Annotated in this window: 14 protein-coding genes; 6 read left to right on the top strand and 8 right to left on the bottom strand. The window is 61.0% G+C overall.

What is annotated here, in order from left to right:
• Positions 1 to 321: 321 nt before the first annotated feature.
• The 4 genes from C8C89_RS17080 (at position 322) to C8C89_RS17060 (ending at position 9,215) form a co-directional block, all read left to right on the top strand.
• The gene (locus C8C89_RS17080; protein WP_133991276.1) at positions 322 to 6,288 is read left to right on the top strand and encodes an Ig-like domain-containing protein; all 5,967 of its coding nucleotides are present in this window, start codon (positions 322 to 324) and stop codon (positions 6,286 to 6,288) included.
• Between the two features lie 1,299 nt (positions 6,289 to 7,587).
• Positions 7,588 to 7,764, top strand: a complete 177-nt coding sequence (locus C8C89_RS17070) for a type II toxin-antitoxin system HicA family toxin (protein ID WP_133991274.1) — start codon at positions 7,588 to 7,590, stop codon at positions 7,762 to 7,764.
• Positions 7,765 to 7,834: 70 nt separating this feature from the next.
• Entirely contained in the window at positions 7,835 to 8,251 is a 417-nt protein-coding gene (locus C8C89_RS17065) for a type II toxin-antitoxin system HicB family antitoxin (protein WP_133991272.1), read from the top strand.
• Positions 8,252 to 8,666: 415 nt separating this feature from the next.
• On the top strand, positions 8,667 to 9,215 hold the full coding sequence (locus tag C8C89_RS17060; protein WP_166674775.1) for a DUF2939 domain-containing protein: 549 nt from the start codon (positions 8,667 to 8,669) through the stop codon (positions 9,213 to 9,215).
• A 49-nt stretch (positions 9,216 to 9,264) separates the two neighbouring features.
• Here C8C89_RS17060 and C8C89_RS17055 read toward each other — a convergent pair whose 3' ends face one another.
• The 6 genes from C8C89_RS17055 to C8C89_RS17030 all read right to left on the bottom strand — a co-directional run bounded on the left by C8C89_RS17055 (position 9,265) and on the right by C8C89_RS17030 (position 15,701).
• On the bottom strand, positions 9,265 to 10,599 hold the full coding sequence (locus C8C89_RS17055; RefSeq protein WP_101481416.1) for a transporter: 1,335 nt from the start codon (positions 10,597 to 10,599) through the stop codon (positions 9,265 to 9,267).
• 116 nt (positions 10,600 to 10,715) lie between these two features.
• Positions 10,716 to 11,219 carry a hypothetical protein gene (locus C8C89_RS17050; RefSeq protein ID WP_133991268.1) on the bottom strand — a complete coding sequence of 168 codons (504 nt, stop codon included), beginning with the start codon at positions 11,217 to 11,219 and terminating at the stop codon, positions 10,716 to 10,718.
• 29 nt (positions 11,220 to 11,248) lie between these two features.
• Positions 11,249 to 11,986 carry a C39 family peptidase gene (locus C8C89_RS17045; RefSeq protein WP_133991266.1) on the bottom strand — a complete coding sequence of 246 codons (738 nt, stop codon included), beginning with the start codon at positions 11,984 to 11,986 and terminating at the stop codon, positions 11,249 to 11,251.
• Positions 11,987 to 11,988: 2 nt separating this feature from the next.
• Positions 11,989 to 12,363: a hypothetical protein gene (locus C8C89_RS17040; protein WP_133991264.1), complete on the bottom strand. Its 375-nt coding sequence runs from the start codon at positions 12,361 to 12,363 to the stop codon at positions 11,989 to 11,991.
• Between the two features lie 139 nt (positions 12,364 to 12,502).
• Positions 12,503 to 14,050 (bottom strand): hypothetical protein, encoded by a 1,548-nt coding sequence (locus tag C8C89_RS17035; protein ID WP_133991262.1) that lies wholly within the window; start codon positions 14,048 to 14,050, stop codon positions 12,503 to 12,505.
• A 367-nt stretch (positions 14,051 to 14,417) separates the two neighbouring features.
• Complete coding sequence (locus C8C89_RS17030; RefSeq protein ID WP_243858053.1) at positions 14,418 to 15,701, bottom strand: sigma-54 dependent transcriptional regulator; 1,284 nt, start codon at positions 15,699 to 15,701, stop codon at positions 14,418 to 14,420.
• Between the two features lie 767 nt (positions 15,702 to 16,468).
• Between C8C89_RS17030 and C8C89_RS17025 the strand changes: the two genes are divergently transcribed.
• Both C8C89_RS17025 and C8C89_RS17020 read left to right on the top strand, forming a co-directional pair.
• The gene (locus tag C8C89_RS17025) at positions 16,469 to 17,134 is read left to right on the top strand and encodes a hypothetical protein (protein WP_133991258.1); all 666 of its coding nucleotides are present in this window, start codon (positions 16,469 to 16,471) and stop codon (positions 17,132 to 17,134) included.
• A 64-nt stretch (positions 17,135 to 17,198) separates the two neighbouring features.
• Positions 17,199 to 17,645, top strand: coding sequence for a GNAT family N-acetyltransferase (locus C8C89_RS17020; RefSeq protein WP_243858052.1), 447 nt, complete (start codon positions 17,199 to 17,201; stop codon positions 17,643 to 17,645).
• Between the two features lie 59 nt (positions 17,646 to 17,704).
• Here the strand turns inward: C8C89_RS17020 and C8C89_RS17015 are convergent, their stop codons facing one another.
• Complete coding sequence (locus C8C89_RS17015) at positions 17,705 to 18,397, bottom strand: DUF3334 family protein (protein WP_101481424.1); 693 nt, start codon at positions 18,395 to 18,397, stop codon at positions 17,705 to 17,707.
• Positions 18,398 to 18,698: 301 nt separating this feature from the next.
• Positions 18,699 to 20,336: a methyl-accepting chemotaxis protein gene (locus C8C89_RS17005; protein WP_133991254.1), complete on the bottom strand. Its 1,638-nt coding sequence runs from the start codon at positions 20,334 to 20,336 to the stop codon at positions 18,699 to 18,701.
• Positions 20,337 to 20,342 lie beyond the last annotated feature (6 nt).

The raw sequence follows: 20,342 nt of genomic DNA, 5'->3' as shown, positions 1-20,342 counted from the left end.
TTGGTCAACATTCTGAGCCGCCACCAGGTCTTTTAAGGCCGCCCCTGCGGGTTCGACGTGGCGGCACCCACTATCCCTATTGCCAAGTTAAGTACTGAAACGCAAGCGGTGTTGGCGTCGGCAGACGTGGGTGGCATCTCCGTAGCGCCAGGGGCAATATCGGCTTTAATGCGATATGTTGAAATAAGGAAATAAATTAATGTAAGATGTACCACGTTCGATACCGACCCGCCATCATCTTAATATTGCATTTCTCACCAAGCGCCAGGCGCCCGATACTCACACATCGCTATTCACTCTTTTCCTTTGGACGGTATACATATGATTACGCAAACTTCTATTTTATTCATAGACTGCCGTGTGAAGGATGCCGCCAGCTTGCTGGCCGAACTGGCGCCCGATGTCGAAGTCATCACACTCGATGCCGGACAGGATGGCTTGAGTCAGATGGCCGCGGCGCTGGCCGGACGCAGCGGCATCAGCGCCATCCACGTCGTCTCGCACGGCGCCGAGGGCATGGCACAACTGGGCAGCCTGGCGCTGAACAACGATAGTATCGCTTCCCATGCGGCGGACCTGGCAACGATAGGCAAGGCGCTTGCCGCCGATGGCGATATCTTGCTGTACGGCTGCGGCACGGGGGCCGGCACCTCCGGCGCCGCGCTGGTGCAATCGCTGGCCACGCTGACGGGTGCCGATGTCGCCGCTTCCAGCGACGTCACGGGCGCGGCCAACCTTGGCGGCAACTGGATATTGGAAGTGCAGGCCGGCCACATCGAAGCGGCACTGCCATTCAACGCGCAGGCGATGCAGAACTTCCACGAAACGCTGGCCACCGGTACGGCACTGACACCGGCGGTCCCTGGCAACTACAACAGTAATCAAGGCATTGCGCTACTCAGCAATGGCGGCCATGTCGACGTCTTCCTGCAGCAGATCGGCGGTGATAATTCCTACTATGGCGAGCCGCCGCAGTATTCGGCCAAGATCGTGGTCGCCAACGGCGCCAACCAGATCGTGCAGAACCTGACGGTATCGGGCAGTGACTATGTGATAAACGCCTCTGTCGCTAAGCTGGTCAACGGCGGTTTCGTTGTTGGCTGGAGCGCCGACACCTCTGCCGCGCATGACTTAAACGGCAGCAAGGCGCTGTACTACCAAATCTATGACAACGCGGGCGTGCCGCAAGGCGGCGCCCAGCAGCTCAGCAGCGTGGGAGGATCGGGCGTTGCTCTGACGGCGCTGGCCGATGGCGGTTTTGCCGCTGCCTTTGCCGCCCAATCCAACAATGCCGAGGGCCTAGTGGTGTATGGCTATGACAATGGCGTCATCACGCGTACGCAGGAGACTCTTGTCGGCGGCAACACCGGCCCGAATTTCAGCAATGGCGCCGATACGAACGTGCGCCTGTGGTCGGTGTCCAGCAGCAACGGTGGCACGCCGTCCATCATGCAGCTGTCCGACGGCAGCATCGTCGTCACCGATTCCGTGTACGCCTACGGTTCGCCTACCTACACGCCGATCGGCGAATATGCGTTCAAATACTCCAGCGCCGGCGTGCCGGTCAATTTCGCCTCTGGCTACTCGACCCAGCGCCTCAACTGGTCCTACGACATCTCCCAAAACAGTGGCCAGCATGCGATTGCGCTTAAGGACGGTGGCTTCGCGGTCGTCAGCCTGAACGCCTATTCTGGCGGCTCGCCAGCATACTCGTATGAGCTGATGCTGTTCAATAATGACGGCACACCCATCAACCCGGGCGACACCTTGACGCACAACGTCAGCGTGCCGGGCGGTGGCTCAACCACGCCGAAGACCTATTTTGCCAAGACCATCGCCATCGATAGCACCGACCCGACCGACATGTACGGTTCCACGCGCTTTGCTGTGGTGGAGGCGAGCAATGGCAAGATCCTGATCGCCTTGCCGAATGAGGAAAACGCGGGTCTCGATATCTACACTTTCAGCAAGACCGGCACCGCATTGAGCGGGCCGGTCGATACGAACATCGTGCCGACGCCGGGAATGTGGATAGGGCATCCGGTGCTGGCACCCGCCGTCGACGGCGGCTACGCGCTCTCGTATGACGAATACAGCCACGACGTCAATTACCTGTATAGCGGCACGGCCTACAGCTATGGTACGCCGTACTCGGAGGTCCCGAATACGGCGCCCGCGTTCACGGGCGCCATCACTGCAGCGAACGCCGCGCAGAACGGCGTGGCTATCGACCTAGCCACCTTGCTGCATGTCAGTGACAGCGACAGCGGCCAGACATTGACCTGGTCGCAAAGCGTGGCACCCTCGCACGGCACGCTCACCTTTACCGCTGCCAGCGCGAGTTCCGGCAGCGCCAACGTGACGCCCGGCGGCGTCATCACCTATACGCCGACGGCTGGTTTTGCCGGCAGCGACAGCTTCACGGTGCAGGTCAGCGACGGCGTCGCTACCGTCACGCGCGTCATCACCGTCAAAGTGGCGCCTGTGACGCCTGGCGCGCCAGACCTGGCGGCCGCTTCCGACAGCGGCATCAGCTCCAGTGACAACATCACCAACAGCGCCGTCCTCTCCTTCAGCGGCACGGGTGCGGCCGGCGACAGCGGCAGCACGGTGCAGGTGTTTATCGACAAAAACGGCAACGGCAGCTACGATCCCGGCACGGATAGCACCGCTGCCGCCACCATGAGCGCCGGTGTCTGGACAGTCAATAACCTAAGCACCAGCGGCTTGGCCGATGGCCAGTACAATGTGTATGCCATTACCACCTCAGCCACCGGCAGCATCAACAGCGCGCTTAGCGCGCCATTCAACTTGACCATCGACAAGACGGCGCCCGCCACCACGTTCGGCGGGATGGCGCTGTCGGAAGACACGGGCGCTGGCTCCACCGATTTCATTACCAGCGTCGGGGCGCAAACAATCAGGGCCACGCTGAGCGTGGCGCCGGCCGCCGGCGAGATGGTGCAGGGCTCACTGGACAATGGCGCCAACTGGATCAACCTCAGCACCATGGTGAACGGCACGTCGCTGGCCTGGACCGGCGTCACCCTGGGTGCCAGTGGCACCATTTTACTGCGCGTGGTCGACGTCGCCGGCAACGTCAGCCTCTCGGCGGGCCAAGCCTATACACTGGACACCAGCGCGCCGTTAGCGCCAACGGCGCCGGCACTAAGCACCAGCAGCGACAGCGGCGTGCTCGGCGACGGAATCAGCAACGTCGCCACGCCAACGTACACCGGCCAAGGGGAAGCCTACGCCCAGGTAAAGCTGTACGATACAGACGGGGTCACTGTGCTCGGCACGAGCACAGCCGATGGTTTGGGCAACTGGAGCATCGCCAGCACGGCGCTGAGCGAAGGCACGCATACGCTGAGCGCAAAACAGACTGATGCGGCGGGAAATGTGTCCGGCGCTTCGAGCAATTTCAGCTATACCCTCGACACGGTCGCACCGTCAGGCATGGCGCTGAGCACGACTTCGGTACCCTTGTCGGGCGCAACCGTTGGCGCTACCCTGGCCACCCTGTCGGCCACCGACACCACCGCCCTTTCTTACGCTTTCGCTACAGGCAACGGTGTTATCGATGCCGACAACGGCAAGTTCGCGGTCTCGGGCAATTCACTGGTAGCCTCACAGAGTCTCGCGGCCGGCACTTACCATATTTACATAGCGGCGTCGGACGCGGCCGGCAACCAGTCACTCCAGTTCTTCGCCATCGACGTCGTCGATGCACCCGGCGTGCTCTCCATCGCGCGCGCCGGCGGTGCCTCAGCCACAGTGCCGGCGGCAGCCGCGTCGCTGAGCTACACGGTCACCTTTAGCCAGGCCGTGAACGGCGTAGATGCCAGCGACTTCAGCGTGATCGGCAGCGGCACGGCTGAAGGCACTATCGCGTCGGTCACCGGCAGCGGCGACACCTATACGGTGACTGTCACCGGCATCAACGGCGACGGTAACCTGCGACTGGACTTGAATGGCAGCGGCACCGGCATCGCGAACGGCTCCGCCACCGGCATCATCGGCGGCGGCTACCAAGGCCAGAGCTACACGCTGGACCATACGGCGGCCGCCGCGCCTTCCACACCTGTCATGAGCGCCGTCACCGATACGGGTACCTCGAACAGCGACGCCATCACCAGCAACACTACACCTGTCTTCACGGGCACCAGCGAGGCCAATGCCGCGGTAAAGCTGTACGATACAGACGGCGTCACTGTGCTCGGCGCGAGCACGGCCGATGGTTCGGGTAACTGGAGCATCACCAGCAGCACGCTACAGGAGGGCAGCCATACGCTGACCGTCAAGCAGACCGACGCCGCCGGTAATGTCTCGGTTTCCAGCGGCGCGTTGGCCGTCGTCATAGATACCAACGCTGCGGCACCCGCTGCACCCGTGCTGGCCATCGCCAGCGACAGCGGCACACCAGGCGACGGCATCACCAAGTTCGCCACGCCGACCATCACGGGCACGGCCGAGGCCTTTTCTAGCGTGACCTTGTACGATACCGACAAAACGACCGTACTTGGCACGGCCACGACCAACGCCAGCGGTGCCTGGAGTATCGTCTCGGCCAGCTTGGTCGACGGCGTCCATACCTTGAACGTGAAGCAGACCGACCTTGCCGGAAACGTGTCCGCCATCGGCGCCGGCCTCGTGCTGACGATCGATACGCAGGCGCCCTCCGCGCCATCAGCGCCGACGCTGGCTGCTGCTAGCGACAGCGGCACCGTAGGCGACAACATCACCAGTATCTCCGCACCGCTCATTAAAGGCAGCGCGGATGCAAACGCCACCGTCAGGCTGTACGATACGAACGGCACCACCGTACTGGGCACGGCCGTCGCCGATGGCGCGGGCAACTGGAGCATTACCAGCAGCACGTTGGCGGTGGGAGCGCATACCCTGAGTGCCAGGCAGCTGGACCTGGCGGGCAACGAGTCGCCGGCTGGAGCAACACTGTCCCTGACGATAGAGACGCCACCAATTCCACCGGCTCCACCGCCCACCAAGATCGACGGCGTGCTAGTGACGCAGTTGCCGGTCACCTTGCCGGGCGGCGGTATGGGCACGCAAACTGTCATTCCGATCGTGAGCAACGACCGCAGCGATTCAAGCGGCAATACCAATGTTGCCGACATCCCGCTGGTGACGGCGGGCGCGAGTAACCTGCTGCTAGCGCAGTTAGCCCCAGGCTTCGGCTTGACGACCAGCGGCGGCGCCAGCGAGCCGGCCGGCAACGCCGCCGAACACCTGATCCAGGCCATTCTGGCGGCTACACCCGGCCATCCTGCCAGCGACCAAGGGCACTTGACGGGCAATGGCGTAACCTTCCTGAACCAGTTGGCCGCCAGCGTGCCGCTGCTGGTGCAGACCATTGTGCCGACCAGTACGCCGACAGCGCCGAGCGGCGCGTTGACGGTCACTGGCACGAGTACCGATGGGCAGCATACGGCGCTGGTCATCGACACCAGCCATCTGGCCGCTGGCAGCACGCTGGTGCTAAACGCGGTGGATTTCGCCGCCATTGTCGGCAGTGCTAATGTGGTCGGCAACACCGTGGGGCAGATTTTGACGGGCGATGCTGCCAGCCAGCAATTCACAGTGTCCGCTACCAGCGGCGGCGCGGTCTTCTCGGGAGGCGGCAACGATAGTCTGGTGTTCAATTCTCCGTCGGCCGCGCCGGCCGGCGACAGGGCTATGGCCGCGCTGGCTGCGGCGGACGCCGGCATGACCACCATCCTGCACGGCGGACAGGACAAAGACACAGTGGTTTTCAGCGGCGCCAGTTCCGACTACACGGTGGATGCTCATGACGGCTACCTGATCGTGACCGCCAAGGCGCAACCAACGCAGCACGCGCTGGTTTTGAACGTGGAGAGCCTGAAATTCAGCGATGTCACGGTGGCCGTAGAAAATCGCGGCGTGCTGACCTCAATCGCCGGCCTGTACCAGAGTGTCCTGGGCCGCCAGGCCGACTACCTGGGTATCGAATACTGGGCCACGGCGGAAAAGAATGGCGCCAGCCTGGGCAAGATCGCAATCGACATGATCAGTGGCGCGGAGGCCAACGTGTCGCGACCCACACCGTTCAATGGCAACAGCGCGCATGATTTGGAGCTGCTTTACCAGGGCATATTCGGTCGCCACAGCGATGCTGCCGGTCTGGTTTACTGGGACGACAAGATGAAAAAAGGCATGAGCCTGGAGCAGGTGGCGCAGAATTTTATCGTTTTCGATGAAATGAACGTGCACAAGATTGCGGTACAAGACTGGAACTTCTTTGTCTAAATACTTTGCCGGAAAAGCGTTCCGTTGCAACGGCGGAGTGTTTCTTCTGGCATGAACCATTGAGAGCGCGGGGCGCAGGCCATGCGCAAGCCTGGCACCAAGCATTCTTTATAGCATGCGGACCTTCGCCGTTGGAGCTCTGTTGGTAGAGGAGCATATTTGCATGCGAAGGTCGTCAGTTCGACATCGGCCAACAACACCAGTAATTAGAATTAAAACCAGAGGGTTACATGCTTCGGCCTGTAACCCTTTTCTATTTTCGGAAGATGAATCAATAGCAACCCTTGACCACCGCTTCCAAGTCCGCCTCACATAACAGCCCGCGCGGCCTGCCCAACACCGGCGCTACGGCCACATGCCGTTGCCGCCCACAAATGCCTGACACATCCCCCCCGTCACGGCAACCTCCTCCGTCTGCACGATCAAGGCTTGAATATCTCGCGCCACCGCGTCAGAAAGTAGCCTGCCGGAGAGGTCGACTGCAACGCCGGCAGCGGCGCCACCGGAACCGGCCCGATATCACCGTGCAAGGTTTACAGTCAACGTTCCGCGACTGGTGCTTGGAATCGGTCGCAAAATCGTTCCCGTGCGAAGTTTGCGAGCATAACCTGTGTCACCGCCCGTGCCAAGCAGGGCCGCGATGAATTGCGGCGGAGCCTCCTGGCCATGATCCGTCGGTGAACTTCGCCCGTTTTCTAAGCTCTGTCTTCTCGATACTCAAAAAAAAGCCGCCAGCACAGTGATACGGCAGGCGACGAACAATGATCGAGAGGGATGGACTTTCTTGGCTTTTATCCACCGTATTGGCTACTAGGCCCCACCTCGCGGTCTGGGCCTCTCGAAACTGGAGGGGGTGACGGGCCTCGAACCCGCGTCGCCGACTTGGAAGGCCCGCGCTCTATCACTTGAGCATCACCCGCGAAATTTAGTTACCGGTTACAGCGTTCGGCGCCAAAAAGCCGCGCCTACAACACGTGTCAGCTGGGTACAATCTAACCTGCTCGCGACGTGTGGCGTCAACTGAGTATCTCCGGGCGGGTGCTCCGAAACTCATCAGCCGATTTTTGACCCGTGCGCACTGAAGTGTCGCTTCTAACGCCGGCAGCAGCCGGGATTGGCGACTGGCAGTGTTTTTTGGGGACTCCCTACTTCATGATGCACGCCCTTTACTGACCTGCGGCGGCCTGAGCGCGCGTGCATCGGGTCAGACCACGCGAATAAATAAACATTTCTGCTTATATTGTTTGCCAGAATAAGCAGAATTGCTTATACTCTAGCCATCAAAAAAACAATGGGGCAATGAAACAGCGTGAGTTTGTACTGTGGCTCAAGCAGAACGGAGCGACTTTCAAGGATGACACGAACCACCTGAAGGTCTATCTAAACGGCAAACAGACGATCCTCCCGAGGCACCCAAGCAAGGAGCTGAAAACAGGCCTTGTTGAAGAAGTCAAGAAACAACTAAACCTGAAATGAGGCAAGCCCTGAAAGGGGTTTGCAGCATGATTCGCCGCACCGCAGTATCAGCATTCATCTGAGGACGACCATGAAATATCCAGCAACTTTTACACCAGATCCGGATGGCGGCTATGTCGTCACGTTCCGCGATATCCCAGAAGCGATCGCTCAGGGCGACGACGAAGTCGAGGCGCTCGCCGAAGCCCGCTCTGTCCTTGCCACAGCAATGGATTTTTACTTTGAGGACCGCCGCGCCGCGCCGGCGCCATCAGCAGCGCTGCCTGGCGAGCGCCTTGTTAGCCTGCCGGCCAGCGTTAGCGCCAAGGTACTGCTGCTGAATGAAATGGCCGCACAGGATATCAGACCGGTCGAGCTGGCCCGGCGCCTGGGCGTGAAGCCCCAAGAGGTAACGCGACTGCTCGACCTGGCGCATACAACCAAGATCGACGCTATCGAAAACGCGATGCATGCACTTGGTCGAGAACTTGAGGTGGTTGCGGCATAACTGTGCAACGAAGTATGCGGCCAGCGTCGTGTTGCACGAATCCGACGGCCAGAGGGTGACCTCTGCTGCCAGCTGCTTACAGCTAAAATAGAAAAACCACCTCAAGGGTGGCTTCGTCTTTCGCCCCCACGACAATAATGCGTGGTGAGCGGAAAATTCAAGGCGAGCAGAGCCAACGCGGGCCGGGTACTGTCACAAGTTCCAGCTATTCAGCTAAAACAACTAGTTAGGTACTTTTCTCCCATAATACAGCACCCACCCTCTTCCACTCTATAGTGGTCCAGCAGGGGCACGCTGAGTCAATGCGGAGGAAGACAGGAGGGAGTTGATGGCAAGAAAATACTATTGCAGCTGTTCTATTTAGCGGATACCCTGCGTGGCATCCGTTTTCCACACATCACCTTGCAGGCATCACTTGAAAAAAATCACCATAGCCGCCAGCGTGGCCGTCATTGCCTTCGCCGCCAGCGCCTACGCTTCGCCCTACTACGCCTTGCACCAGATCAAGACTGCCCTGGCCGAACGCAATGCCGAAACCCTGGCTACACACGTGGACTTCCCCGCCCTGCGCGCCAGCGTCAAGGCGCAGCTGGAGGCCAGCATGGCCCGCAGCATCGAGGCGACTGCCGGCAGCGGCAACCCGCTGGCCGCCCTGGGCCAGTCGATCGCTGGTGCCATGCTGGGCAAGATGGTCGACACCATGGTTTCGCCCGCCGGTGTCGTGGCGCTGGTCAACAAGAGCGCCGTCAGCCCGCAAGCGGGAGCAGAAGGCGATGCGGATGCGCCCGCCGATGGCGCGCAGAAAAAAGCCGGTTACACCGCAGGCTATGCCGGCGTCAACACCTTCGTCGTCCGGACCAAGGAAGGCAGCGGCCAGAACGGCGCGCTGGTCTTGCAACGCCACGGTGTGTGGGACTGGAAACTGAGTTCGATCGAGATTGCGTCGGCGATGGCGGTCCGCTAGCGGTGCAGGTGCGGCAGCTTGTTGGCGGCTCCCGCTCGCCCGCACGCCATTAAAAGGTCATCGGCAACCTGACTGATATGGACACATCGGGCGTATCGCGCGTCAAACCGGCGCCCACCGACACGTTCAAGCTCCGGTCCTTGCTAAGTCGATACGAAAACCCCATCAGCAGGGTACCCAGCTGCGTGCGCACGGAACCGGGCACGGTCACGCCATTTTGACGCGTGCGTCCAACGCTGCTGTGATCGTAGCCCAGACTGAGCGACGCCTTTTCATTCAGCGCCAGGCCGATGCCGAAATTCACGCCGAAAATTTTTCCAGGTTCGATGGTGCCCAGAGGTTCGCGCGCGCCATCGAGCACCAGGCGGCTGACATCAGTGCGCTTGAAGCTGTGCAGGTAGCTGATGCTGCCAAAGAATACGGCGGGATCGGAGGGATACAGCCAGGTCAGGCTGGGCTGCAGGGAATAGAATCCGGAGCCGGTGGGCAAGTCCAGCGGCAAGCCCGTACCCGTCGCATTTTCGCCCACGCAGCGCTGCGTACAGTCCGTGACAACCTGGAACGGATCGCGTCCGGTGCGCGACTTGAAGCGCAGGCCGGCCACGTAGTACGGCTTGTCGGCGCCGCCATTGTTCAGCTGGTAGCGGGCGGCCACCTCGATATCGCCCAAGGCGCGCCCGCTCGTATCGAACACCCGCTCCGAGGCCGTGCCGGTGAACAGTTCGCGGCTGACGGTAGCATCGGAGCGATACACATACGGTACCCTGGCTTCGACTTCAAGGCGGTTGGTCAAGCCGGTGCGCACGGTCAGCGCGCCGGTCAGGGTATTGCGCTTGACTTCGCGCACATCGATCAAGCCGATCAGCAAGGCGGGAATAATGGTGTAGCCGACCAGGGCGACCCGGTTGCTGGACGAGTAGCCGAATTGCATCGACGGTTCCAGCACGTAGCTCCCCTTGGGCGTCAGCACCCCGGGCTGTTCGAACAGGGGCGCCACTTCGGGCGGCCGGACGGGCTGGCTTGGCGCCACTCCCACCGGTTGGGGCGTCGATGGCGGCGTCTGCGGAGCGGACCCGGTGTCCTGCATGTCCGCCAGCGACAGGTAAGCCGCCCGCAACCCTGTGCCCCGCTGCCTGGCCAGGCTGTTATTGTCGACAGGTTCATTGCCCTGCAGCACGTCGATGCGGCGTTGCTGATCATGCATCGATGCGCGCAGCGCCTCCAGCAGGTGCCGCTGTTCGGCCAATTGCGCTTTCAGGCTTTCCAGCTGCGCCACCAGATCGTCCTGGCTGGCGCCGGGCGCTTGCTGGGCCTGAACGGCTGCACACAGCAGAAAAGCTGATACACCCGCCGTACCAAATCGCAATAAGTAAAGATGCCGCATAGTCTCTCCCGATGACAAGCCCTGCCTATCAGTAGCCGGCGCGGGCAGCACAACCGCAATGGCCCGGCGCTACTGCACGATGCCGCCCGGGGAATCCGGGCGGCTTGCTGAAAACTCTATCTGGAACCTGCAACATTGCCTAGCGCATTTTGCAAGGTATCCTGGAAGTTCGCCAGCTTCAGCAATTGAAGACTGTTCACGCTGCTATTGACGATGGTCTGGGTACGCAAGACCTGGTCATTCAAGCTGTTCTGGATCACGGTGCCGGCCATCGTTTGCGCCATCGGGCCTGGCGAAAACACATTGCCGGCACCATTTTGCACGACATTCATCGACGTGATTGCCGTACGCGCCAGGCTCGCTTCTTCGACGCTCAGGTGCGCCACGTCGGCAATCGTGAACGCCACGCTGGAAACCACATTGCCATTGATGCTGACCAGGCGCTCTATGCCCAGCGACAGGCTCAAGCCACCTGGCATGTCGAAGCCGCCCCGAGTTTGCTCCAGCGTTTCTTCGCTGACCGCCGTCCATCCCGCTTCCGGCAGTGCGGCGTCAGTATTCTGCGCGACAACAAGCAGGCAGGCCAGGCTCGCAGCAGCTAACCGCTCTTTCTTGTACATACATCCTCCAGCGTGGCGTTTGCCCGCCATTAGAAATTCCCACCGTCATTCTTCGGCATGGTGAGCTGATCGAGCCCGCTGCGGCTGATCGCCAGTCCCAGTGGCGCTTGCGGCGCCGCGCGCCAGTCATCGACATCATTGAAGCGGGCTGCCTGCATCGCCACATCATCCACCGGGCCCGGTGCGGACGATGTCGCACGGCCATGGATTACAAACAGCAAACGGCCCTGCCAGATCGCCTCGAAACCGGCGCGCGGCATGGCACGGGTGCCGCCGGCAGGATCGCCGATCAGCACACGGCTCTGGTTCAGCCCCTTGACCACGACAAAATGCCGATAGCCTTTTTCGGCCACCAGCACGATGGCGGGAAAGCCCGCCTCAGCCAACTTATCCAGCGGCAACTGAAACCCGTCGGCCAGAAAGCCTCGGCTTGCAAGAAAACGCTTGATATCGAGCAAGGAAAATCCCTCTTTGCGAATCTTTTGCTGATCACCTTGCTTATACATTTGTTCAAAAACAAACTCTTCCGTCACAGGATCCGCGTAATGATGGGTCAACAGGGTGGCCACCGCAGCGGAACCACAACTGAAGTCGTATTGCTGATGCAAAGTGCGCTGGAAACGCGCCTCGCGCATGCTGACCAGCGGCACATTAAAGCGTGCACTGCCGAAGGCGCCGATATCGGCTGCGCCCGCGTCAGCGGATGCCACGCCGCCAAGCAAGGGCAGGCAAAGCGTGAGGAGCGAGCATGTGCGAGTCGTGGCCATGCCTAGTGCAACTGCAAATTGATGATGGTGGCGTTCTGGATCAACACATTGGCGCCCGAATTCTGAATGACGATGGGGATGCCGGAAGCGTTGGCAAACGCGGCACCATCGATCGTGTTGGCCCCCGTGCTGATGTAGCTGGCCGAGTTGCCAGTGACGAAGCCGCTCAGGCGTGCTTCATTGGTAACCGTATCGGTACCGCCACGCGCCTGATCCAGGGCGGATTCGCCAGCGGCCCGGCCAAGGCCCACGGCAAACGCCACATCCGCCGTCAGCGGCATCAGCGCGGTCAGCGACGTGGGCGGAGCGGCAATAATCGGCAGATTACACTCTGGCCCGGCGAGCAAGGGCAGCGCCCTTGCTTCCTGTGCAGCCATGACACCTGTGGAAACACAGGCCAGACTGGCACAGCATATCGAATGAAAAAAAAGGCGCATGCTCATCCCCTTGTTCATGACCTGTGATGCTCCGCCGCAGCATTGCCACGGCGGAGCCTGACACCAGACAAACGCTAGCCTAGTGTCCCACTGCCAGATTGGCCTGCACTGTCACACTTTGCTGTATCAGCGAAGAAATGCCGCTGTTCTGGCTGATAACCAGCAAGCCTGCCGCCGACTGCGCGGTACCGGTCATGGTGTTGGACATGTCGAACGCACCGGCATTGACTGCCAGCGCACCGCCCGCACCGCCCGTGCCGCCAGCGCCGGCACCGCCAGTTGCCGCGCCGCCCGTGTTGGTGCCACCGCTACCGGCCGCGCCACCGGTATTGCTGCCGCCGCCTGCACCGCCAGCACCGCCAGCACCGGCAATGGCACTGCCGTTCGAAGGCGAGCCGTTAGTCGCGCTGCCATTGCTCGAACTGCCGCCAGCCGCACCGGCACCCCCGGTGTTTTGCGCCATCCCGCTGCTGCCGCCACTGCCGCCAGTCGCACCAGCAGCGCCGCTGCCGCCGGTGCTGGTGCCACCCGTGCCGGCACCACCAGCACCACCGCTACCGCCAGTTGCAGCAGCCCCGGCGCCACCCGTACTCGTCAATGCAGCGCCAGCACCACCGGCACCGGAGCCACTTCCCCCGCCTGCGGCACCTGCGCCAGCCGTATTGGTGCCACCGGCACCACCGGCGCCGCCCGTCGCGGTGCCACCGGTGGAAGTGGAGACGCCGCCACCCGCATTCCTGGCGCGGCTGTTGGCACTGCCGCTGCCGCCATCGCCGCCAGCGGCGCTACGGCTATAGCCACCGTCGCCACCTGCACCGCCGATGGATTGGCCGCTGTCACCGCCGTTGCCGCCTGTCGTGCTGCCGGTACTGCCGCCAGCGCCGCCAGTGGCACTGCCTGCCAAGCCACCCCTGCCGCCGTTGCCGCCAGACACATCGCCACCGGCCGCACCGCGGCCACCTGCGCCGCCTGTGCCGCCAGCACCGCCATCGCCGGTACTGGCATTCTTGGCCAGACCGCCCGCACCACCTGCCCCGGCCGTGCTGTCACCCACCATCGCTGCGCCATTGGTGGCACTGCCATTCCTGGCGTTGCCACCGCTCGCACCCGATGCGCCAGCGCCACCGGCGGCAGCACCACCCGCGCCACCCTTGCCGTAGGCATCGCCACTCTGTGCTTTGCCGCCGATGCCCCCCATGCCTGTGCCACCGCTGGTATTGCCATTATTGGTGGCGACATTGCCGATGTTACTGACCGTGTTGCCCGACACCGCGCCACTCAGGGTGCTCGCTGCAGTTGCCGTCGACGTATTGAAGGCATTTGCCGCGCTACTGGTGCTGGTGCCGCCATTGTTTGCCGCGGATGCGCCCAACGCACTGGCATTCGCGTTGCCGCTGCTATTGTTTTTCCCTGTGCTCTTGTCGTTATTCTGGTCCGAGTTATTGTCCTGAGTAGCGGTGGAGTTCGCGTTCGCCCCGGGCCCGGCGCCGGACAGCGTCGTGGTATTGCTCGCCGTCTGGGTATTGTTACCCGTGACATCATCGACCCTGGTCGAGCCATTGTTCTGGGCATGGGCGCTGAAGCCGAAGGCCAGCGCTACCGCTGCCGCGATGAGAGTTTTTTTCATTGCAGTTTCCTCTTTAAAAGTTGATCAGGATGCTGGCACCAGACTGACTCGTCAGGTACACAGCTTCACAGCAAATTTGGTGCCAGCAATAAAAAATTCGGCCAAGCCATTGAATTGAAACGCCTTATTCGATGACCGCCGGCTTGCGTGGCATTCCCCTCGGAAACTTGACAAACAAAACACGGAAAACTGTCACAGCCATGCGCCACCCGCTTTTCAGTCACGGCTCGCAAAAACAGCGATATCGACGAAAAATCAAGCACTTGCAAGACGCCATGCCGGTCCTGCGACTGTCTCAATTCTGTTACACCGTTACAGCTGCAACTATCCACACGCAGGGCAAAGGACTTCCCCCGGGGCGCCAGGTTCAACATTCGATATTGAGCTTTTTGATCATCCGGTACAGCGTCATGCGCGACACGCCCAGATTGCGTGCGGCCTTGCTGACATTGCTGTCGGCACTGGCCAGGCAGGCCTGCACGGCGTCACGGTCCGCGCGCAAGCGAATACTGCCGAGTGCAACATCGGCGCCTGGCGCGTCCGCAGCGGACAATCCCAGGTCCTGCGGCAGGATCGCCCTGCCCTCTGCCATCACCATGGCACGCCGCACCCGGTTGATCAATTCGCGCACATTGCCCGGCCAGGTATGGTTGCAGATCGCCTCGACGGCTGCGTTACTGAAGCCTCGCACCAGCGGCGCCCGCTCCGAGACATAGGTGGCAAAAAAATGGTTTGCCAGCAACATCAAGTCTTCCTTCCGTTCGCGCAAAGGAGGGACATCGAGCGCCAGCACATTGAGCCGGTAATACAAATCTTCCCGGAACCGCCCCTGCTGCACGGCCTCCAGCAAATTGACATGCGAAGCAGCAATGACGCGCGCGTCCACGGCGGTACTGTGCGTGGAGCCGACACGGTAAATCGTTTTTTCCTGCAGAAAGCGCAGCAAATTGGTTTGCAAGGGGAGCGGCAGGTCGCCTATCTCGTCAAGAAATACCGTGCCTCCTGCCGCCGACTCGATCAAGCCCCGCTTGTCCCGGGTGGCCCCGGTGAATGCACCCCGTTCATGGCCGAATAGCTCGGATTGCGCCAGGCCAGCCGGAATCGCGCCACAATTAATGGGCACGAAGGGCCCTGCCGCGCGCGCGGAATGGACGTGTATCGCTTGCGCCGTCAGCTCCTTGCCACTGCCCGACTCGCCCCAGATCAGTACTGGCGCGCTGGCACCTGCGACCTTGAGGATCTGGCGCCGCAAGCGGCCAATGGCGACGCCACTGCCCTTGAGCGCCATATCAGGCTGTTCCAGCGCACACAGTGGCGCTTCCGGCATCTCGCGCAAAGTGGCGTAGCCATAAGCATGGCCCAGGGTATGGCGCAGCCGCAGCATGTCGACAGGCAAGGTGTGGTAATCATAGCAATGATCGCGTACCAGACGCCGGCATGCCGCCGTCTGCAAGGCACGCGGTGGAAAAATGCCCACCCATTGCATATCCCAATGCTGATGCAAGAAACTGTCGATTTCTCCCAGCCCGTCGAGCGGGGAAATCAGCACCCCCACCGGAAAAGCCTGCGTGCGCAACGCACGTGCCGCGGCAGCCAGGCTCGTCACGGCGCAGACTTTCCAGTCTTCCCACGCCACGCCAAACTGCTGCATGCTTGCCTCATGCTGCGAGCCAGTGCCACTCAAATCGATACACAATAACTGTCGTTTCAACATCCAGCCTCCAAATGGACTGCCATCATCAGGAAACATCCCGCCATCGCGTCCCGCGAGTAGAAGCACCCGTGGGGCTAGCCCATAATCTGTCGCACTCATGCAAGCCAGTCTTGCTTTTCGGCATGATGAAAACGATGAAAAGGCTACAGCGGATTAACACACCGTCAGAGCCACAGCGCCGCCAACATGACCCTTTTCCAGCAACATACAAAAGCCCAATTGCACCTGGCACAGCCAACTACCTGAAGCAAATAGTTACGTTAATAATCAATGACTTAAGATAATGACTGGCAAAGAAATACAGGCAATGGAGCAGCTCTATGGCAGCGTAGCGAGAATTGTGTAGATGTGTGACAATTATATTGATATACATCAATGTGGTGCTAATAAATACTCTTCTTTTCTAGTGATTTAATATTTTTTTGCCACACTGTGTTTCCCATTGGAATCAAATCAGCGTACATAATTTTGAATTGGAAATTAATATTTCCAGCGTTTAAGTACCATGCACAATGTCGCTTTCCAGAAAATAAATAAGCGAATAGATGGAATGCGCCAGCCCCCCGTTATCTGGCGGAGCGCAATCGCCCTCCCTGCCGTGCGCGCATAGGCAAACTCGCCATTCGATGCCAGAATGCATGGCATTTCTTTCCATGCCACAGCGCGCGCCACTTGCCGCGCACGCCGCACCTCCAAGAGATCCCATGCTGACAAAACACATTTTCACGCTGGCCATCGCCGCCGGCCTCGCCAACCCGCTCCATGCTGCCGAGCCAATTGACATGCGGCAAGCCGAGCGTAGCCACTCTGTTGCCTCGCGCATGCAGGCGGAAATGTCCGGCGCCGCCGATCCCGATGCCCCCGCGCTGTTGCCCGTGCCCAGCGACATTTCGCTGGCCGAGCTGGAGCGCCGCTGGGCGCTGGGCCTGGCGCAGGTTGCCGAAAAACACTACAGCAGCGCACTCGACCCGGCCGCGCTGACGGCCCTGGCGCAGCAGATGGCGTGCCACGATATCGTCGGCGTGCAACCGTATGGTTTCCCGCTGGAACGGGCGCACCCTGCCGTCCTGAGCGGCGCGCACCTGCTGGCGCGCTGCCCGGACCGCGCCTATCTGACGATCACGGCTATGTCCATGGCGGGCAAGACGGGCAAGCGCGTTACGATTTCACCGCAATCGTTCCATCAGACGGTGGACGGCAGACTCGCGCGGCGCCTGTATTACAAGGCGCCCAGCGGCCGCCAGAAGGAAACGCTGACCATCATCGATGGCAGTTATGTGTACGCGCTCGAGTACTGGTCGCTCGATGACAGCCAGCACAGCAGCATGGTCGGCAAGTCTCGCTTGGAAACATTGACGTTGCCGCAATAAAGACGGGTGCAAACAAGAAAAATACTGTATATTCATACAGTTATTAACTATCATGCTGTCAGCCATGCCTGCCACACCGCACAACGACTCGCCCTACACCATCTGCGTCAGCGCCATGCTCGACGCGCAGGCTGAACAAACCATTCTTGAAGGATTGAACGCCTACAACGATGCCATCACCGGCTATAGCGACAGGCAAGTATTGAACGTGGTCGTGCGCGATCGGGAGAGCCAGCGCGTGCTGGGCGGCGCCATGGGCAGAACCTCGCTGGGTCTGCTGTTTCTCGATTTGTTTTATTTGCCCGCTGCCTTGCGGGGACAGGGCCTGGGCAGCCAGGTACTGGCGCAGTTCGAGGAAGAAGGCCGCCGGCGCGGCTGCGCCTCGGCGGTGCTGTACACCATCAGTTTCCAGGCGCCCGAATTTTACGAGCGCCGCGGCTGGCGCCGCTTCGGTGACATCGCCTGCAGTCCCGAAGGCACGAGCCGGGTGTTCATGAGCAAGACCCTGTAGGCTGTCAACGACAGTGGCCGGTGGCAGACATGCCGCCAGCCACTGTCCGCGACAGCTGCTTACATGCCCAGGGACTTGAGCAGGTCGGCGTTGTCGTCGTCTTCCGGTTCCGCCGCAGGCGCCGGGGCGGCGTCGCGTTCGCGGTTCGCGTATTCGGTATCCATCAGAGAGTCGGCATCGACTTCACGGGAATCGAAATCGTGCAACTTGATGAACTCGGTACGGTCGATCGCCAGTTCCAGATAGAAAATGTTGTTCTTTTCCGTGTAGAAGGTGACGCGGCGCATTTCCGGGCGGTCCAGCGGCGTGTCAACGCTGAGCATCACCTGCTTGTTCAGCACCAGCATCTTCGGCTGGCTCTGGGTGATATTCGTTTGCAATTCGCGTCGCACCTTGCCCGTGAAGTCGCCCACGATCTGGTTCATCAGCTCACCCATGATGTTCGACACTTCGTCCGACGTGTAGAAACTGGCCAGTTCCGACTTCGGCATGCCCATGTGCAACATATAGCGCTCATAGATTTCCATCGCCGTATCGGCAGCGAAATTGAGCACCACCAGGCCCGTGAAACCGCCATCGAACATCACGAAGCAACCGATGTCCGGCTTCAGGCCGGTCTTGGTGATGCGCTGCACCATGCCTGAATAATTGACTTTACTTTGCGTTGCAACGTTGAGCACCCGAACTACCGAGTTACACAAACTCATCAACAAATCTTCTGTACCGTACACAACATCCTTTTCTGCATCCATGAGCAACCTCTCCTACTATTTTAAAGATGACAGCACTGTTTCCCTGCCCGTCGCGAGCCGAAACACGACAGTTTCGCTCAGCAAGCGGACGACTTCACCTTTGCATGCCTGACCTTGCCTGGCCGTGCGAGCCGCGTTGCCGCTGGCACGAACCGCCCTCTTACCTTTTTCCGTATAGAAATAAGTATCAGATGCGCAGAATACCCAGATGTAACATTTCCGTCCAGCCATACCTGCATTTACTTGACGATCTGTGCGGAAATGCCATACGCCGCCGTCCGCGGGGCCACAGTGCCGGATCCTAGGCGCCCATGCTCAAGCCCAGGGGCCGGCGCGCGGCAGGCCGTGCCGCGCCTGCCTGCGTGGCCGGCGGCGCATCCTTCAAGCGAAACACTTGCACGGCGTGCGACAGCTGCGCCGCCTGATCCTGCATGGCATTGGCCGCGGCCGCCGCTTCCTCGACCAGGGCCGCATTTTGCTGTGTCACCTGGTCCATCTGGCTGATGGCTTCATTGACCTGCTCGATACCGAGGCGCTGCTCTTCGCTCGCATCCGTGATATCACCGATGATGGCGCTCAGCCGCTGCACACTGTCGACCACGTCCTGCATGGTGGCACCGGCCTGGTCGACCAGCTTGCTGCCCGCCCCCACCTTGTCCACCGAATCATCGATCAAACCCTTGATTTCCTTGGCGGCGCTGGCCGAACGGTGGGCCAGGTTGCGCACTTCCGTGGCCACCACGGCGAAACCACGCCCCTGTTCACCCGCCCGAGCAGCCTCCACGGCGGCATTCAGGGCCAGGATATTCGTCTGGAAGGCGATGCTGTCGATCACGCCGATGATGTCGGCAATCTTGCGCGAGGAATCATTGATCGAACCCATGGTCTGCACCACTTCGGACACTACCGCCCCTCCCTTGACAGCCACGGCAGACGCCGCCGAGGCCAGCGCGCGCGCCGCCAGCGCATTGTCCGCATTCTGCTTGACGGCGGCAGTCAACTCTTCCATTGACGATGCCGTTTCTTCCAGCGAACTGGCCTGCTGTTCCGTGCGCGATGACAAGTCCATATTGCCCGCCGCGATCTGGCTCGACGCCGTGGCAATCGTCTCCGTGCCGCCGCGCACCTCGCCCACGATACGTACCAGAGCCGCATTCATGTCGCGCAGGGCGGCCATCAACTGCCCCGTCTCATCTTGTGAACGCACGTCGATGTGGCTGCCCAGATCACCTTGCGCAACGCGCTTGGCCAGCGCCACGGCTGCGCTCAGGGGAACGGTGATGTTGCGGGTCAACCACATGGCCAGAACCGCCGCCAGCAGGACGGCGACGGCGCCTCCTCCCAATAGCACCAGCGTGGTGCGCGTCTTCAGGGCAGCAGCCTCGTCGGCGCGCTGCGCCAGCAGCATACTTTCCGTCTTGCCTATGTCGGCCAGCAAGACGCGCATCGCATCCATGTCCGACTTGCCCTTGCCCGCTTGCTCTGCCGCCACGACCGCATCGATGTTGCCATCGACGGCCGCTGCTCGGCGCAGGGCGATCACGGGCTCGATGGCGCTCACCTGCCACTGTTGCCGGGTACGCTCCAGCACCGCCAAGCGCTCCTGCTGCGTTGGGTTGTCCGCCGTCAGGGCGCGGATCTTCTGCAAATGCTGGTCGAAACTGCGGTGGCCCGCGACCAGCGGCTCCAGCGAGCTGTCCTTGCCGGTCAAGGCAAAGCCCCGCTGGCCCGTTTCGATATTGATCAGGCTTTCCAGCAGACTGCTTGCCTCGGCCAGTACCTCGTAGGTGTGGATGTTCAAGCCATTCGCCTCGCCCAGCCGCGACAAATTCGTTTGTGCGGACGCGACCAGTATCGCCAGCAAGGCGACGACGGCGCCAAAGGCCAGATACAGGCGGGTGCCGATCTTTAAGTTGGACAATGCGTTGGACAATGCCATGTTGAC

Origin of the sequence: Janthinobacterium sp. 75 (assembly GCF_004365495.1) — a bacterium.
Taxonomy (GTDB): domain Bacteria; phylum Pseudomonadota; class Gammaproteobacteria; order Burkholderiales; family Burkholderiaceae_D; genus Janthinobacterium.
This window is presented reverse-complemented; position numbering and strand designations above follow the sequence as displayed.

What these genes read in the sequence shown, in the direction of transcription:
- C8C89_RS17080 (WP_133991276.1), top strand. Translation starts at nt 322, where the DNA reads ATGATTACGCAAACTTCTATTTTATTCATAGACTGCCGTGTGAAGGAT.
- C8C89_RS17070 (WP_133991274.1), top strand. Translation starts at nt 7,588, where the DNA reads ATGAAACAGCGTGAGTTTGTACTGTGGCTCAAGCAGAACGGAGCGACT.
- C8C89_RS17065 (WP_133991272.1), top strand. Translation starts at nt 7,835, where the DNA reads ATGAAATATCCAGCAACTTTTACACCAGATCCGGATGGCGGCTATGTC.
- C8C89_RS17055 (WP_101481416.1), bottom strand. Translation starts at nt 10,599, where the DNA reads ATGCGGCATCTTTACTTATTGCGATTTGGTACGGCGGGTGTATCAGCT.
- C8C89_RS17050 (WP_133991268.1), bottom strand. Translation starts at nt 11,219, where the DNA reads ATGTACAAGAAAGAGCGGTTAGCTGCTGCGAGCCTGGCCTGCCTGCTT.
- C8C89_RS17045 (WP_133991266.1), bottom strand. Translation starts at nt 11,986, where the DNA reads ATGGCCACGACTCGCACATGCTCGCTCCTCACGCTTTGCCTGCCCTTG.
- C8C89_RS17040 (WP_133991264.1), bottom strand. Translation starts at nt 12,363, where the DNA reads ATGGCTGCACAGGAAGCAAGGGCGCTGCCCTTGCTCGCCGGGCCAGAG.
- C8C89_RS17035 (WP_133991262.1), bottom strand. Translation starts at nt 14,050, where the DNA reads ATGAAAAAAACTCTCATCGCGGCAGCGGTAGCGCTGGCCTTCGGCTTC.
- C8C89_RS17030 (WP_243858053.1), bottom strand. Translation starts at nt 15,701, where the DNA reads ATGCAGCAGTTTGGCGTGGCGTGGGAAGACTGGAAAGTCTGCGCCGTG.
- C8C89_RS17025 (WP_133991258.1), top strand. Translation starts at nt 16,469, where the DNA reads ATGCTGACAAAACACATTTTCACGCTGGCCATCGCCGCCGGCCTCGCC.
- C8C89_RS17020 (WP_243858052.1), top strand. Translation starts at nt 17,199, where the DNA reads ATGCCTGCCACACCGCACAACGACTCGCCCTACACCATCTGCGTCAGC.
- C8C89_RS17015 (WP_101481424.1), bottom strand. Translation starts at nt 18,397, where the DNA reads ATGGATGCAGAAAAGGATGTTGTGTACGGTACAGAAGATTTGTTGATG.
- C8C89_RS17005 (WP_133991254.1), bottom strand. Translation starts at nt 20,336, where the DNA reads ATGGCATTGTCCAACGCATTGTCCAACTTAAAGATCGGCACCCGCCTG.